Source organism: Streptomyces sp. NPDC005775, from assembly GCF_042871565.1.
Lineage (GTDB): Bacteria > Actinomycetota > Actinomycetes > Streptomycetales > Streptomycetaceae > Streptomyces.
Genome location: NZ_JBIAIU010000015.1, coordinates 110,788 through 126,143 on the forward strand (window position 1 = coordinate 110,788; position 15,356 = coordinate 126,143).

A 15,356-nucleotide genomic window follows, 5' to 3' on the forward strand; every position below is an offset into this window, starting at 1 on the left:
TTCCTTCGTGTGGTGGCCGGAACGCCCTTGACTGTGCCGAGGTACGCGACGCAGGCTCAACGCTGATGAATAACGCCGCCACCACTCCCACACGCCCCCGAGGCCGGCCCCGCGGCAATCCGCCGACCCGGGAGTCGATCGTCCCGGTGGCACGTGCGCTGTTCCTGGAGCGCGGCTACCGGGCCACGACCCTGCGCGCGGTGGCCGGGGCCGCCGGAGTCGACCCGGCACTGATCGCGTACCACTTCGGCTCCAAGAAGGGCCTGTTCGCGGACGTGATGCAGTTCCAGTGCGCGAACGCGCTGGCGGTGGAGGAGGTCCTGGGCGGCGACCCGGCGACGCTTCCCGGCCGGCTGATCGACGCGGTGACGGACCTGTGGGAGGACGCCGACTTCCGCCGGCTGACCACGCAGGGCGACGAGGCCGCCGACGTGATCCGCGAGTACCTGGAACGCGAGCTGCTGGCCCGCCTCGTTGAATTCCTCGGCGGCCGGGACGCGACCGCCCGTGCCACCGCCGTCGTGACGGTCCTCGGCGGACTGATCTACACCCGCTACCTCAATCCGCTCGCCACCCCCGCCTCCCTCACCCCGGCCGAGACGCGCACCGTCCTCACCCCGGCCCTGCGCGCGGCGCTGGCCCCGAGGGCCGGAGCGGGCCGCAGGCCCTGACGCCCCCGGCGGGGCTCCGCCTCTCCACCCGGCGGTGTGGACCCAGGGGCGCAGTCCCTGAGATACGTGTGCACCCCGGGGACCAGACCCCTAGGGGTAGCTCCTTACATCTGCCCAGGGGCCGTTCCTCCCGGCGGAGGACGTGCCCGGCCGTGCCCGCTCAGTAGCGTGGTCATGCACCGTGATTGCGGCAGGCCACAGGGGGCGGGGTGGGGAAAACCCCACTCGAAGACTGCGCTGGGCACCAGCGCGCCGGACCCCCTCCAGCAACCAGACTTCACAGCAGACGGCGACGACCTGTTGCCGACCGACATAGGAGAAAAACCGTGACAACGGCTGTAACCATTCCCAGGCACGGGGGCACTGGAGGGCGTACGGCCGTCGCTGCGCGGGCGCGACAGGTCGTCAAGGCGTACGGGGTCGGGGAGACCCGGGTCGTCGCACTCGACCACGTCGACGTCGACATCGCCCGCGGGCAGTTCACGGCCATCATGGGCCCGTCCGGCTCCGGCAAGTCGACGCTGATGCACTGCCTCGCCGGTCTGGACACCGTGACCTCCGGGCAGATCCACCTCGCCGAGACCGAGATCACCGGCCTCAAGGACAAGAAGCTCACGCAGCTGCGGCGTGACCGCATCGGCTTCATCTTCCAGGCGTTCAACCTCCTGCCGACGCTGAACGCGCTGGAGAACATCACGCTGCCGATGGACATCGCCGGCCGTAAGCCGGACGCCGCATGGCTGCGGCAGGTCGTCGAGACGGTCGGCCTCGCCGAGCGGCTCAAGCACCGCCCCACCGAGCTCTCCGGCGGCCAGCAGCAGCGTGTCGCGGTGGCCCGGGCGCTCGCCGCCCAACCGGAGATCATCTTCGGTGACGAGCCCACCGGGAACCTGGACTCGCGGGCCGGCGCCGAGGTGCTGAACTTCCTGCGCAAGTCCGTCGACGAGCTGGGCCAGACCATCGTCATGGTCACCCACGACCCGGTCGCCGCCTCCTACGCCGACCGTGTGCTGTACCTCGCGGACGGGCGCATCGTCGACGAGATGCTCAACCCCACCGCCGACCAGGTGCTGGACCGCATGAAGGACTTCGACGCGCGCGGGCGGACGTCATGACCGTCTGGAAGACCTCGATGCGCAACTTCTTCGCGCACAAGGGACGCATGGCACTGTCCGCCGTGGCCGTCCTGCTGTCGGTGGCGTTCGTCTGCGGCACGCTCGTCTTCACCGACACGATGAACACCACGTTCGACAAGCTCTTCGCCGCGACGTCGGCCGACGTCACCGTCAGCCCGAAGACGGCGAAGGTCGACGACACCCCCGCGAACGGCAAGCCCCAGTCGCTGCCCGCCTCCGTGATCGCACAGGTCGAGAAGGCCGACGGCGTGAAGAAGGCCGAGGGTGCCGTCTCCAGCTCGGCGGTCACGGTCGTGGACAGCCACAACAAGAACATGGGCTCCGACACGGGCGCCCCGACGCTCGCGGGCAACTGGACCTCCAACGACCTGCGTTCCATGGAGATCACCTCCGGCCACGCCCCGCGCGGCCCGACCGAGGTCATGGTCGACGCCGACACCGCGGACAAGCACGACCTGAAGATCGGTGACGAACTGCGCACCATCGCGGTCACCGGGGACATCAGGGCGCGCATCAGCGGCATCGCCACCTTCAAGGTCACCAACCCGGGCGCGGCCATCGTCTACCTCGACACGGCCACCGCCCAGCAGAAGCTCCTCGGCAGCCCCGACGTCTTCACCCAGATCTCCGTCACCGCCGAACCGGGTGTCAGTGACACGCGGTTGAAGCAGGACGTCACCGCGGCGCTGGACGGCTCGGCCGCGTACAAGGTGCAGACACAGAAGGAAGCCGCGGAGTCCAACAAGGACTCGATGGGCTCCTTCCTCGACGTGATGAAGTACGCGATGCTCGGCTTCGCCGGAATCGCCTTCCTCGTCGGCATCTTCCTCATCGTCAACACGTTCTCCATGCTGGTCGCCCAGCGGACCCGCGAGATCGGCCTGATGCGGGCCATCGGCTCCAGCCGCAAGCAGGTCAACCGGTCGGTGCTGCTCGAAGCGGTGCTCCTGGGCATCGTCGGATCGATCCTCGGCGTCGCCGCCGGGGTGGGCCTCGCCATCGGGCTGATGCAGCTCATGGGCGCCATGGGCATGGAACTGTCCACCGAGGACCTCACCATCGCCTGGACGACGCCGGTGATCGGTCTCGCGCTCGGCATCATCGTGACCGTCCTCGCCGCCTACGTCCCGGCCCGCCGGGCCGGCAAGGTCTCCCCGATGGCCGCCCTGCGCGACGCCGGAACACCGGCGGACGCCAAGTCCGGCTGGATCCGGGCCGGAATCGGCCTGGTCCTCACCGGCGCCGGTGCCGCCGCCCTGTGGGCGACGACGCGGGCGGACGAGGCGAGTGACGGCTCCGCGTTCCTCGGCCTGGGCGTGGTCCTCACCCTCATCGGCTTCATCGTCATCGGCCCGCTGCTCGCAGGGGTCGTCGTACGGGCGCTCAGCGTCGTCGTCCTGCGGCTGTTCGGCCCGGTCGGCCGGCTGGCCGAGCGCAATGCCCTGCGCAACCCGCGCCGGACCGGTGCGACCGGGGCGGCCCTCATGATCGGCCTCGCCCTGGTGGCCTGCCTGTCGGTGGTGGGCTCCTCCATGGTCGCCTCGGCCACGGACGCGCTGGACAAGTCGGTGGGGGCCGACTTCATCGTGCAGGTGGGCAGCGGTGACGGGAGGCCGCTCACCGCGCAGACCAGCGCGGCGGTCGACGGGGCGCCGCACCTCGCCCACGTCACGCACGCGAAGGACGTGCCGGCCAGGCTCACCCTGCCGGACGGCTCCACCGCGAAGGTGGGTCTGAGCGCCACCGACCCGACGTACACGCAGGACCTGTCACGCGAGACGCTCTCGGGAGACCTCTCCGCCGCCTACGGCAAGGACGCCATGTCCGTCGGCTCGAAGTTCGCGAAGAGCCACGGGGTCAAGGTCGGGGACGAACTGACGGCCGCCTTCGAGCACGGCAGGACGGCCCGGCTGAAGATCGCCGCCATCACCGCCGACGACTCCGCGCTCGACTCCGGGGCGATGTACACGAACCTCAGCACGGCCGAGCGGTACGTCCCGGCCGACCGCATGCCCCTGGACTCGATCCTGTTCGCGAAGGCGGCCGCGGATCAGCAGGACGAGGCGTACGAGTCGCTCAAGGTCGCCGTGGCCGCCGACCCGACGGTCAAGGTGTTCGACCAGACCGACTTCAAGCAGGAACTGAAGGACCAGATCGGCCAGCTCCTGAACATCGTGTACGGCCTGCTCGCTCTGGCGATCATCGTCGCGGTGCTCGGCGTCGTGAACACACTGGCCCTGTCGGTCGTCGAGCGGACCCGCGAGATCGGCCTCATGCGCGCCATCGGCCTCTCCCGCCGCCAGCTGCGCCGGATGATCAGGCTGGAGTCCGTGGTCATCGCCCTGTTCGGCGCTCTGCTCGGCCTGGGCCTGGGGATGGCCTGGGGCACCTCGGCGCAGAAACTGCTGGCGCTGGAAGGGCTCGGCGTCCTGGAGATCCCGTGGCCGACCATCGGCACGGTGTTCGTCGCCGCGGCGTTCGTCGGACTGTTCGCGGCACTGGTTCCCGCGTTCCGGGCCGGCCGGATGAACGTCCTGAACGCGATCGCGACGGACTGACGGGAAAGCAACGCGCAGTCGGCGAAAAGCACCACGCAGTCGACGGTCCGAAGGGGCCGTCGACTGCGTGTTTTTCGTATTTCAGTGCGTGCTCCGGCCCGTCACCGGAACGCCCGGACGGTGTCGTAGTACTTCTTGGCGGTCTTGTTGCATGCCGCCTTCAGCTTCTTGCGCTGGGCCTTGGTGAAAGGATCGGCCCAGAAGGTCCGCCCGCACGCGCGGTTCATGTCGTGCAGGAAGGCCTTGTCGATGCGCGCCTTGTGCGAGGCGCGGAATTTCGTCGCGCCGACGGTCTGCTTGTAATTCCGGTAGCCGAAGTCATGGCGCCAGCACGAGAGGTGGAAGTCGTAGCCTCCGGGGATACTGTCCGAAGCCCAGGAGCAGCCATCGGTTTTCCATGTGAACTTGTACTTCTTGATGGACGCCTTGTTGCGGGCGCCGAGCGCCGAGAACCAGCGGTTCTGGGATGCGGACGAGTCGCCCGTGATGGAGGCCATCTTCGACAGCTTCTGGGATTTCGTCACCGCGGCGGACGCGGAGGCGGGGGCCTGCGCCGAGTCGGCGAGCGAAGGTGCGGCTGCGCCGAGTACGAGAGTTCCCGTAATGGCGATGGTGGAAATCGAATGACGCAAGGTGGTCAAGGTTGCGTTTCCTTCCCGTTTGATTGCGGCGGCCACCATGGCATGGGCCGGACTGGGCGGGCAACCATTTTGAGGGCTTCCTGAGGCATTCCCGAGGTGCTCGTGAAGCGGAATAGATAATTCCGAAGTCCTGGCCAGGTGCTTTTACTTGACGGGCATCCGATATGCCACTCCAGGTATGCGCATTCCGCCGCCGCGGGAGACCGTGTGCGGGCGAGTGGACCGGTGCGGGGACTTCTCGCACCTGAAGCTCAGATTCTGCTCAGATTCTGCTCGACCGAAGGATGAGGGCGGGGCCCGGCTGGTTACGCTCCGGATTGCCGTACTTCAGCACCGGAGTACGGCAGGGTGAACACCGACGGGAGCCGGGCCGGATGAGGACTGTGGAAAGCGGGAGCCGTCGGCCGGGGCTGGAGGAGTCATTCGGACGTGCCGTACGCGACCGGCGCCGCGAGGTCGGCATGACACAGGCCAGGCTGGCGGAACTCGCAGGGATGTCCCAGGCGGCGATATCCCGGCTGGAGCGCGGCAGGTGCATGCCGACGCTGTATCTGCTGGAGAAGCTCGCGTCGGCGCTCAATTCCGTGCTCTTCGTGGCGATGGGGCCCAGCCGCCGGGTGGCCGTCGACTTCCGGGCGTGTCCCGAGCGTGCGGAGCCGGCCGGATGAGGATGAGCACAGCCGGAGGGGACGGGGGTGCCCCGTAGACTGACGGTTCCGGCCCCGGGGCGTTCCTCCAAACGCCCCGGGGCCGGATTTCGTGCATGAGGGGTCCCGCCCGGCGGCGCGCAGCCCCGTTGCGGGGGCGACTGTCACCCCGGAGTCGTACGCTGGTCGTACCCCCGGCCCGTCTGACGTGTCGGGCCCTTCGCGTTGCCCCCGACAGCAGCGCCGCCCCCCGACAGCAGCCGGCTGTCGGACCTCGCCCTCGTTACCCGGACGGAAGCCCTTCATGAGCCTGCACGGTCTGCTGGATGTCGTCGTACGTGATCCGGCGCTCGACGAAGCGGTGAAGGCCGCCGGAGACGGCCACCGGATGCACATCGACCTGGTGGGCCCGCCGGCCACGCGGCCCTTCGCCGTGGCGGCGCTCGCCCGGGACACCGGGCGGACCGTGCTCGCCGTCACCGCGACCGGGCGCGAGGCCGAGGATCTGGCCGCCGCGCTGCGCACGCTGCTGCCGCCGGACACGATCGCGGAGTACCCGTCCTGGGAGACCCTGCCCCACGAGCGGCTCTCGCCCCGCTCCGACACCGTGGGCCGCCGGCTGGCCGTGCTGCGGCGCCTGGCGCACCCGAGGGCGGACGACCCCGAGACGGGGCCGGTCTCCGTCGTCGTCGCGCCGATCCGGTCCGTGCTCCAGCCGCAGGTCAAGGGGCTCGGCGACCTGGAGCCGGTGGCGCTGCGGATCGGGCAGAGCGCGGACCTCGGCAAGACGGTCGAGGCACTCGCGGCAGCCGCGTACTCCCGGGTCGAACTGGTCGAGAAGCGCGGCGAGTTCGCCGTACGCGGCGGCATCCTGGACGTCTTCCCGCCGACCGAGGAGCACCCGCTGCGGGTGGAGTTCTGGGGCGACGACGTCGAGGAGATCCGCTACTTCAAGATCGCCGACCAGCGGTCGCTGGAGATCGCCGAGCACGGGCTGTGGGCGCCGCCCTGCCGGGAGCTGCTGCTGACCGAAGAGGTCCGCGAGCGGGCCGCCGCCCTCGCCGAGGCCCACCCCGAGCTGGGCGAACTCCTCAACAAGATCGCCGAGGGCATCGCGGTCGAGGGCATGGAGTCCCTCGCCCCGGTCCTCGTCGACGACATGGAACTGCTGATCGACGTGCTGCCCAAGGGCTCCATGGCCGTCGTCTGCGACCCCGAGCGGGTCCGCACCCGGGCCGCGGACCTGGTGGCGACCAGCCAGGAGTTCCTGGAGGCGTCCTGGGCGGCCACCGCCGGCGGCGGCGAGGCCCCCATCGACGTCGGCGCGGCGTCGCTGCGCGGCATCGCGGACGTACGCGACCGGGCCCGCGAGCTGAACATGATGTGGTGGTCCGTCTCCCCGTTCGCGGCCGACGACGAGCTGACGCAGACATATGGCGCTGCCGCGGCGGGCGACACCCTCAAGCTCCGGATGCACGCCCCGGAGGCGTACCGCGGCGACACCGCCCGCGCACTCGCCGACACCAAGGGGTGGCTGGCCGACGGCTGGCGCACGGTGTACGTCACCGAGGGCCAGGGACTCGCCTCCCGTACCGTCGAGGTGCTCGGCGGCGAAGGCATCCCGGCCCGCCTGGACGCGGACCTCGCCGAGATCACCCCGTCCCTCGTCCACGTCTCCTGCGGCGCCATCGAGCACGGCTTCGTGGACCCCGAGCTCCGGCTCGCGGTCCTCACCGAGACGGACCTGACCGGCCAGCGCACCGCCACCAAGGACCTGGGCCGGATGCCGGCCCGCCGCAGGAAGACCATCGACCCGCTGACGCTGGAGACGGGCGACTACATCGTCCACGAGCAGCACGGTGTCGGGCGCTACATCGAGATGGTGCAGCGCACGGTGCAGGGCGCCACCCGCGAGTACCTCCTCGTCGAGTACGCCCCCGCCAAGCGCGGCCAGCCCGGCGACCGGCTCTACATCCCGACGGACCAGCTGGAGCAGGTCACCAAGTACGTCGGCGGCGAGGCCCCGACCCTGCACCGGCTCGGCGGCGCCGACTGGACGAAGACGAAGGCGCGCGCCAAGAAGGCCGTCAAGGAGATCGCCGCCGACCTGATCAAGCTCTACTCGGCCCGGATGGCCGCCCCCGGCCACGTCTTCGGCCCGGACACCCCGTGGCAGCGCGAGCTGGAGGACGCCTTCCCGTACGCGGAGACGCCCGACCAGCTCACCACCATCGCCGAGGTCAAGGAGGACATGGAGAAGTCCGTCCCCATGGACCGGCTGATCTGCGGTGACGTCGGCTACGGCAAGACCGAGATCGCGGTCCGCGCGGCCTTCAAGGCGGTCCAGGACGGCAAGCAGGTCGCCGTCCTCGTCCCGACCACCCTCCTCGTCCAGCAGCACTTCGGCACCTTCACCGAGCGGTACGCCCAGTTCCCCGTCAAGGTGCGGGCGCTGAGCCGGTTCCAGTCGGAGTCCGATTCCAAGGCGACACTCGAGGGGCTCCGCGAGGGCTCCGTCGACCTGGTCATCGGCACGCACCGGCTCTTCTCCTCCGAGACGAAGTTCAAGGACCTGGGCCTGGTCATCGTCGACGAGGAACAGCGCTTCGGCGTCGAGCACAAGGAGCAGCTGAAGAAGCTCCGCGCCAACGTGGACGTCCTCACCATGTCCGCGACGCCCATCCCCCGTACGCTCGAGATGGCGGTCACCGGCATCCGCGAGATGTCGACGATCACCACCCCGCCCGAGGAGCGCCACCCGGTCCTCACCTTCGTCGGCCCGTACGAGGAGAAGCAGATCGGCGCGGCCATCCGCCGCGAGCTGCTCCGCGAGGGACAGGCGTTCTACATCCACAACCGCGTCGAGTCGATCGACCGCGCCGCCGCCCGGCTCCGCGAGATCGTCCCCGAGGCGCGGATCGCGACCGCGCACGGCCAGATGTCCGAACAGGCCCTGGAACAGGTGGTGGTGGACTTCTGGGAGAAGAGGTTCGACGTCCTGGTCTCCACGACGATCGTCGAGTCCGGCATCGACATCTCCAACGCCAACACCCTGATCGTGGAGCGCGGCGACAACTTCGGCCTCTCCCAGCTCCACCAGCTGCGCGGCCGCGTCGGCCGTGGCCGCGACCGCGGTTACGCCTACTTCCTGTACCCGCCGGAGAAGCCGCTCACCGAGACGGCCCACGAACGCCTCGCCACGATCGCCCAGCACACGGAGATGGGCGCGGGCATGTACGTGGCGATGAAGGACCTGGAGATCCGCGGCGCGGGCAACCTCCTGGGCGGCGAGCAGTCCGGCCACATCGCGGGCGTCGGCTTCGACCTGTACGTCCGCATGGTCGGCGAGGCGGTCGCGGACTACCGGGCCTCGCTCGAAGGCGGCGTGGAGGAGGAACCGCCGCTGGAGGTCAAGATCGAGCTCCCGGTCGACGCGCACGTCCCGCACGACTACGCCCCCGGCGAGCGGCTGCGCCTCCAGGCCTACCGCGCCATCGCCTCGGCCAACTCGGAGGACGACATCAGGGCGGTGCGCGAGGAGCTCACCGACCGCTACGGCAAGCTCCCGGAGCCGGTCGAGAACCTCCTCCTGGTGGCGGGACTGCGCATGCTGGCCCGCGCCTGCGGGGTCGGCGACATCCTGCTCCAGGGGTCGAACATCCGCTTCGCGCCGGTGGAACTGCGCGAGTCGCAGGAGCTGCGCCTGAAGCGCCTGTACCCGAAGACGATCATCAAGCCGGCCCTGCACCAGATCCTGGTGCCGCGCCCCACCGCGGGCAAGATCGGCGGCAAGCCGGTCGTGGGACGCGAACTGCTGGCGTGGACCGGGGAGTTCCTCACGACGATCCTGGGGTCCTGACGAGGCGGCCGGGCGGGTGGCCCGGCCGGTTCCCGCTGATATGAGAGTTGACTCTCACAATGTGTGAGAGGATGCTCTCACGTCATGGATTCCAATAACCGCATGGGCGACGTCGAGATCACCGATCCGCAGGCGATGCGTGCTCTGGCGCATCCGGTGCGGCTGGCGATCCTCGACCACCTGCACCGCAACGGCCCGTCGACCGCGACCGAGCTCGCCCCGGGTGTGGGCGCGACCCCCTCGGTGACCAGCTGGCACCTGCGCCACCTCGCGTCCTTCGGCCTCGTCCGTGACAGTGCGCCCGGGCCGGACCGCCGCAGCCGGCGGTGGGAGGCGGTGGCGCGCGGCTTCCGGTTCGAGACGCCGCAGGACCCGGCGGACGACGAGGGCCGGTCGGCCGCGCGGGAGCTGTCGCGGCAGATGTTCCTGCGCTATGCGGACGTCCCCGCCCGCTGGGCCGCCGACATCGAGCCCGGACTCGATCCGGCATGGCGGTCGGGCGCCGGACTGGCCGACACCCGCGTCACGGTATCCGTCGATGAACTCGCCGCCATCCAGGACCAGATGGAGCGCGTTCTCGCGCCGTACGTCAACCGGGACGCGGCCGACCGCCCCGCGGACAGCCGTGGCGTCCGGCTGATGCGGTACGTCCTGCCGGAGGGTGCCGGGGAACAGGGCGAGGAGCGGACGGGGCAGTCGTCGTGAACGGTGGCCAGGACGGGCCGCCCGCGATATCGCTGTGGCGGGACCGGCGGTTCGCCAGTTTCTGGGCCGGACAATCGGTCTCGCAGGTCGGCGACCGCATCACCGAACTGGCTCTGCCCCTGATGGCCGTCGGCGCGCTGAACGCCTCGGCCAACCAGGTGGCATGGCTTACGGCGCTCATCTGGACGCCCAACCTGCTCGCGATCGTCCTGGGGGCCTGGGTCGATCAACAGGCCCGTAAGCGCCGCCTGATGATTCTCGCCGACCTCATGCGCGCCGCGGTGCTGCTGAGCCTTCCGGCGGCCTACGTACTCGGGGCGGTGACTCTGACGCAGCTGTACGCCGTGGCGTTTCTGGCGGGTGCGGCCGGAGTGCTGTTCAACACCGCCTACCCGTCGTTCTTCGTGCGCCTCGTTCCGCGCGCCTCCTACGTCGACGCGAACAGCAAGCTCAGCGCGAGCCGTTCGGTCTCCCAGGTGGCGGGCCCCGCGATCGGCGGCGCGTTGGTCCAGGCGCTCACCGCTCCCGTGGCGATCGTGGTGGACGCTCTGACGTTCCTGGTCTCCGCGGTCCTGATCGGCCGGATCACGGTGGAGGAAACGCCGGTGACCGCCACGGCCCCGCTGCTGCGGCGCGCGAGGGAGGGCCTCGCCTTCGTCGTACGCCACCCCGTGCTGCGGGCCACGCTCGGCTGCGCGGCCACCGTCAACTTCTTCACCTTCGTCGCGGGCAGCGGCCTGACCGTGCTCTTCGCCAGCCGGAGCCTGGGACTGTCCGCAGGGGTGATCGGCGCCGCCCTGGGAATCGGCGCGACCGGTGCCCTGCTCGGAGCGGTGCTCGCGCCCGTGATCTCGCGCCGGATCGGCGTGGGGCGCAGCATCGTGGTGGGCGCCGTACTCTTCCCCGCGCCGATCGGGCTCGCCGCTGCCGCGGACGGCCCGCTCTGGATCCGCGCCGGGGCGGTGGCGGCCTCGCAGTTCTTCTCCGGCGTCGGCGTCATGCTGTTCGACGTCAACCTCAACTCGCTCCAGGCGTCCGTCATCCCCGATCGGCTGCGCAGCCGTGTCGCGGGCGCGTACAGCACGATCAACTACGGCATACGCCCCGTCGGCGCCGTCGTCGGGGGAGTGCTCGCCACGTTCGTCGGCCTGCGGCCGACCCTCCTCGTCGCCGCGGTCGGAGGGGCCCTGTCGGTGCTGTGGCTCCTCCCCTCGCCGATACCCCGAATCCGCGACCTCGCCCCGGACGGAGACGCGGAGGCGCCCGGCGACACGGAGATGGCCGGCGAGGCGGACGCGGCGGCGCGTTGACCCCGGGGGCCCGCAGGGTGTCAGGGGTGGCGCGGGGCGCGGGGGAAGAGGCGTGCCGCGAGTTCCCGGAACACCTCCTCCGGATCCCGGTCGCCCACCGCCCCGCGCAGATTGCCGCTGAGCAGCAGGGTGGCGAAGCCGTGGGCCAGGGACCACGCGGTCACGCCGGTGAGCCGGGCATCGTCCCCGCCGCCGGAGGGGAGCGCGGTGACGCCCGCGCGCAGCTCCACCGACGCCCGCTCCTTCGCCGCGAGCAGGTCCGGGTCGTCGGCGCGGTAGAGGTCCGGCTGGAACATCACCTGGAAGTGGGCCGGGTGCTCGGCGGCGAACCGTACGTATCGCACGCCTCGTTCCCGCAGGTCAGGGGCTTCGGCGAGGGCGTCGGCGAAGAGGTCGTAGCCCTCGGCGGCGATGGCGGTGAGCAGGCCGGTGCGGTCCTTGAAGTGGTGGGCGGGCGCGGCGTGTGAGACGCCGGCCCGGCGGGCCAGATCGCGCAGGCTCAGCGCGGCGGGGCCCTCGGTGCGGATGACGTCGAGGGCGGCGGCGAGGACGGCCCGCCGCAGGTCGCCGTGGTGGTAGGTGCGGTCGCTGCTCATGGACAGCACCCTACGCAGAATCTAGTCATTGACAAGTTCGCGGGGCGGGGTGCACTGTGACTGCCATAGGGATCTAGTCGATGCCTAGATTGACGCGGTTACGGAAGGCGGAGACATGTCCGACGAGTTGGGTCGCGTACGGCAGATGTGGCACCTGCTGGAGCCTCTGCACGCTGTTCTCTACTACGCGCCGGAGGCGTTCGAGGAGGCCTCGGCGCTCGGGTACGCGGTCGACGAGCGCTGGCCGAGCTACTTCGCGTGGCGGGCAGCACCGTTGGGGGAGGCGGGGGCCGCCCGGGTGACCGAGACCTTCTACAGCTTCAGCCCGGCGATGGTGGACGCGTACGTACCCGCCATCTGGTCCGTCGCCTCGCCCGAGGACGTGCTGGCCGCGCGGCGACGGGCGGTCGACCACGCGTACCGGACGTTGCTGGGTGAGGCGGCCACCGCTCAGGAGACGGCCGAGGCCGCCGCGCTCGTACGCCGCGTCGCTGAGGCCGCCGATACGACGGGCCGCCCGCTCGCCGCCGCCAACGCCGCACTGCCCTGCCCGGACGAACCGCACCTCGCGCTCTGGCACGCGGCGACCGTCCTGCGCGAACACCGCGGCGACGGCCACCTCGCGGCGCTCGCGCACGCGGAGCTCGACCCGGTCGAGGCACTGGTCTCGTTCGCCGCGATCGGTGCGGCGCGCCGGGAGGTGTTCGCGAGCCGGCGGTGGAGCGACGAGGAGTGGTCGCAGGCCGGTGAACGCCTGGCGAAGCGCGGCCTGTTGGCGGACGACGGTACGGCGACGGAGGCGGGCCGGGCTCTGCGCGCCGAGGTCGAGCGGCGCACGGACGATGCGGCGGCGGCCCCGTGGCGTGTCCTCACCGACCAGGAACGGGAACGGCTCGTGGAGTTGCTGGGCCCGTTGTGGGTGGCGGTGCTCGGTTCCGGACTGCTGCCGTCGGAGACGACGCTGGGCATCGGGAAGGTGTGATCCGGGCCGCATCCGGAGGCGGTGGGGGTCTTGAACGCGTCCCGGCGGGGAAGACATCCGTAGGATTCCCGGGTTGGTTCGGCTTTCTCCCCGTCAGGACGGCTACGAGTGATATCTCCCCGCGATTGTCGAGTGATCGTGCCCGCCCTGGGCGTGGTGGCCGTGCTGGCCCTGACCGGATGCGACCCGGACCAGGTGTCCATGGGCGAGGGTGGGGCCAGCAGCAGCGCGAACGGCGGCGGCCGGTCCGCCACCGGTTTCGGCGCCAGCCCGCTGAACAACCCGGACGGTACGAAGCCGGGCCTCGCCCCCCTCACCTCCGACGCGGACCGGGCGGCCGCCCGGAAGGTCATCGAGAAGGTGGCGACCAAGGGGCGCGGCCCCAAGACCGGCTACGAGCGGGACAAGTTCGGGTACGCCTGGAAGGACTCGGTCGACGACGTCCCGCTCTCGCACAACGGCTGCGACACACGAAACGACTTGCTGCATCGCGATGGCCAGAAGGTCAGGTTCCGGGACGGCTCGGACTGCGTGGTCGTCGCCATGACACTCATGGACCCGTACACCGGCTCCGCCATCGAGTGGCGCAAGCAGCAGGCCACCAAGGTCCAGATCGACCACGTCATGCCGCTCTCGTACGACTGGCAGATGGGCGCGGCCCGCTGGAACGAGGCCAAGCGGCAGCAGATCGCGAATGACCCGCTGAATCTCCTTCCCGTCGACGGCCCGGCCAACAACGCCAAGCGCGACTCCGGCCCCGCGTCCTGGCTGCCGCCGTACAAGCCGGTGCGCTGCTCGTACGCGCTGCGGTTCGCCCAGGTCTCGCTGAAGTACGAACTTCCGGTCACCACCGCGGACAAGAAGGTCATGCTGGAGCTGTGCGGAGACTGACGCCCGGCCCCGCCCCCCGGGGGCGGGCACGGCGTTCAGAGGCCTGGGCCCCGAGGTCGGCCGGGCCCTTCGGAGGCGGCGCGACGGTCGATCGTGCGGCGGGCGGATCTGCTCCGTGGGATGCCCACGGGTTGCCATGGGATGCCCGGGTGGCGCCTGCGGGACGCCCTGCTTCGGCCCGGTGAAGGAGCGGTGTACTCTACGGCGTCCGAATCCATCGGGCGTCTGTGCGAACGGTCCGAGCCGCTCCATGCCCGGCCGCCCGTCTCGCTCCCCTAAGGAACAAGCGTGAAGCCTGCCGTGCCCCACGCCGTCGAGGCAGGTCCGCGTCCACCGCTCGCGAGGGTGTTGAGGGCGACTACCCGCGTCCTGCTGGCCGCGGTCCCCGTGGTCACGCTGGGCATGCTGTCCTTCGTGCCCTCCCTCGCCATCGCCGCCCGGCGGCGGCGGGCCGGTGACTGGGCGGCGTTCGCCGGCTTCGCGGCCGCCAACGTGGCCTGGGTGCTCTGGGCGGCACTGACCCCGGAGGAGACACGGGGGGCGGAGTTCGCGGCGGACCTGCTGCTGGTGCTGGTCGCCACGCTGGGTGCCGCGGCCCACGGCCTGCTTGCCGGGACCTCGTGGCGGATGCCTCGTACGGGCACGGAAGGCACGGCATGAGGACCCGGCGCACCTGGCGGGGCAGGACACCCGCACCCCGTCGCCGCATGCCCCGTGTGCGGGTGGCCCTCGAATCGGCGGCTGCCCTGTTGCGCGGGCGCCGTGGGGCCTGGACCGCGGGCGGGGCGCTGCTGGTCGTCTGCGCCCTCGTCGCCGTGTGGGTGTTCGGTGGCGACGACGAGGCGGCGAGCCCGCCGGATGCCAGGGCGCGCCAATACCAGGACGTGGACGCGTGCCTGCTCACCGGCGAGGACGGCATCGAGGCGGGCACGCCCGCTGCCGCCGTCTGGCAGGGCATGGAGGCGTTCTCCGGGGACACCCGGGTCCGGGTCACCCATGTCCCGGTCATGGGTGAGCAGTCGGCGGCGAACGCGCTGCCGCACCTGAATGGCCTGATCCAGCGGGACTGCGAGGTCGTACTGGCCAGCGGCCGCGCCCAGACGGAAGCCGTCCGCAAGGCGGCGGCCGGCCATCCGGGGGTGCGGTTCGTCGTGGTCGGATCCGAGGGGGAGGGCGGGGGCGCGGAAGCCGGGAACGTGACGGTGGTGGCGCCGGGCGACGACGTGCCGGACCAGGTCGCTAAAGCCGTAGGGCGGGCCGTCAACGCCGTTCAGCGGTAACCGAGGTGACGATCCATGGGTGATGAGATAAAGATCGCATAAGATCCCTCTGGAATAAGTGGATCCGCTGTCGGCGCATG

13 protein-coding genes are annotated in these 15,356 nt (G+C 70.8%); 11 read left to right on the forward strand and 2 right to left on the reverse strand.

Annotated features, from left to right (window positions below):
• The first annotated feature begins 65 nt into the window (after positions 1 to 65).
• The 3 genes from ACFYPA_RS29965 to ACFYPA_RS29975 all read left to right on the forward strand — a co-directional run bounded on the left by ACFYPA_RS29965 (position 66) and on the right by ACFYPA_RS29975 (position 4,365).
• A complete protein-coding gene (locus tag ACFYPA_RS29965) occupies positions 66 to 671 on the forward strand; it encodes a TetR/AcrR family transcriptional regulator (RefSeq protein WP_389135434.1) in 606 nt (201 codons plus the stop codon).
• A 326-nt stretch (positions 672 to 997) separates the two neighbouring features.
• A complete protein-coding gene (locus tag ACFYPA_RS29970; protein ID WP_148019058.1) occupies positions 998 to 1,786 on the forward strand; it encodes an ABC transporter ATP-binding protein in 789 nt (262 codons plus the stop codon).
• On the forward strand, positions 1,783 to 4,365 hold the full coding sequence (locus ACFYPA_RS29975) for an FtsX-like permease family protein (protein WP_359082812.1): 2,583 nt from the start codon (positions 1,783 to 1,785) through the stop codon (positions 4,363 to 4,365). The genes ACFYPA_RS29970 and ACFYPA_RS29975 overlap by 4 nt, the downstream gene beginning before the upstream one ends.
• A 101-nt stretch (positions 4,366 to 4,466) precedes the next feature.
• Here ACFYPA_RS29975 and ACFYPA_RS29980 read toward each other — a convergent pair whose 3' ends face one another.
• Entirely contained in the window at positions 4,467 to 5,006 is a 540-nt protein-coding gene (locus tag ACFYPA_RS29980) for a phospholipase A2 (protein WP_359082814.1), read from the reverse strand.
• 374 nt (positions 5,007 to 5,380) lie between these two features.
• Here ACFYPA_RS29980 and ACFYPA_RS29985 point away from each other — a divergent pair, with 374 nt between their 5' ends.
• The 4 genes from ACFYPA_RS29985 to ACFYPA_RS30000 all read left to right on the forward strand — a co-directional run bounded on the left by ACFYPA_RS29985 (position 5,381) and on the right by ACFYPA_RS30000 (position 11,527).
• A complete protein-coding gene (locus ACFYPA_RS29985) occupies positions 5,381 to 5,674 on the forward strand; it encodes a helix-turn-helix transcriptional regulator (protein ID WP_356322329.1) in 294 nt (97 codons plus the stop codon).
• Positions 5,675 to 5,957: 283 nt separating this feature from the next.
• A complete protein-coding gene (gene mfd / locus ACFYPA_RS29990; RefSeq protein ID WP_359082816.1) occupies positions 5,958 to 9,512 on the forward strand; it encodes a transcription-repair coupling factor in 3,555 nt (1,184 codons plus the stop codon).
• Between the two features lie 84 nt (positions 9,513 to 9,596).
• On the forward strand, positions 9,597 to 10,217 hold the full coding sequence (locus tag ACFYPA_RS29995) for a helix-turn-helix domain-containing protein (protein ID WP_359082818.1): 621 nt from the start codon (positions 9,597 to 9,599) through the stop codon (positions 10,215 to 10,217).
• On the forward strand, positions 10,214 to 11,527 hold the full coding sequence (locus ACFYPA_RS30000) for an MFS transporter (RefSeq protein WP_359082820.1): 1,314 nt from the start codon (positions 10,214 to 10,216) through the stop codon (positions 11,525 to 11,527). The genes ACFYPA_RS29995 and ACFYPA_RS30000 overlap by 4 nt, the downstream gene beginning before the upstream one ends.
• A gap of 20 nt (positions 11,528 to 11,547) precedes the next feature.
• On the opposite strand, the gene ACFYPA_RS30005 is transcribed toward ACFYPA_RS30000, so the two are convergent.
• Positions 11,548 to 12,123 carry a TetR/AcrR family transcriptional regulator gene (locus tag ACFYPA_RS30005; protein ID WP_359082822.1) on the reverse strand — a complete coding sequence of 192 codons (576 nt, stop codon included), beginning with the start codon at positions 12,121 to 12,123 and terminating at the stop codon, positions 11,548 to 11,550.
• Between the two features lie 115 nt (positions 12,124 to 12,238).
• Here ACFYPA_RS30005 and ACFYPA_RS30010 point away from each other — a divergent pair, with 115 nt between their 5' ends.
• From ACFYPA_RS30010 to ACFYPA_RS30025, 4 genes are all read left to right on the forward strand, one after another.
• Entirely contained in the window at positions 12,239 to 13,105 is an 867-nt protein-coding gene (locus tag ACFYPA_RS30010; RefSeq protein WP_389135442.1) for a hypothetical protein, read from the forward strand.
• A gap of 108 nt (positions 13,106 to 13,213) precedes the next feature.
• Positions 13,214 to 13,996 (forward strand): HNH endonuclease family protein, encoded by a 783-nt coding sequence (locus tag ACFYPA_RS30015; protein WP_389135445.1) that lies wholly within the window; start codon positions 13,214 to 13,216, stop codon positions 13,994 to 13,996.
• A gap of 288 nt (positions 13,997 to 14,284) precedes the next feature.
• Complete coding sequence (locus ACFYPA_RS30020; RefSeq protein WP_389135448.1) at positions 14,285 to 14,656, forward strand: hypothetical protein; 372 nt, start codon at positions 14,285 to 14,287, stop codon at positions 14,654 to 14,656.
• Positions 14,657 to 14,703: 47 nt separating this feature from the next.
• Positions 14,704 to 15,276 carry a BMP family ABC transporter substrate-binding protein gene (locus ACFYPA_RS30025; RefSeq protein WP_389135451.1) on the forward strand — a complete coding sequence of 191 codons (573 nt, stop codon included), beginning with the start codon at positions 14,704 to 14,706 and terminating at the stop codon, positions 15,274 to 15,276.
• The last annotated feature ends 80 nt before the right edge of the window (positions 15,277 to 15,356 follow it).

Bases quoted from the DNA above. Each gene is read 5' to 3' on its own strand.
- ACFYPA_RS30005 (WP_359082822.1), bottom strand. From the start codon at position 12,123: ATGAGCAGCGACCGCACCTACCACCACGGCGACCTGCGGCGGGCCGTC.
- ACFYPA_RS29985 (WP_356322329.1), top strand. From the start codon at position 5,381: ATGAGGACTGTGGAAAGCGGGAGCCGTCGGCCGGGGCTGGAGGAGTCA.
- mfd (WP_359082816.1), top strand. From the start codon at position 5,958: ATGAGCCTGCACGGTCTGCTGGATGTCGTCGTACGTGATCCGGCGCTC.
- ACFYPA_RS30010 (WP_389135442.1), top strand. From the start codon at position 12,239: ATGTCCGACGAGTTGGGTCGCGTACGGCAGATGTGGCACCTGCTGGAG.
- ACFYPA_RS29975 (WP_359082812.1), top strand. From the start codon at position 1,783: ATGACCGTCTGGAAGACCTCGATGCGCAACTTCTTCGCGCACAAGGGA.
- ACFYPA_RS29995 (WP_359082818.1), top strand. From the start codon at position 9,597: ATGGATTCCAATAACCGCATGGGCGACGTCGAGATCACCGATCCGCAG.
- ACFYPA_RS30025 (WP_389135451.1), top strand. From the start codon at position 14,704: ATGCCCCGTGTGCGGGTGGCCCTCGAATCGGCGGCTGCCCTGTTGCGC.
- ACFYPA_RS29965 (WP_389135434.1), top strand. From the start codon at position 66: ATGAATAACGCCGCCACCACTCCCACACGCCCCCGAGGCCGGCCCCGC.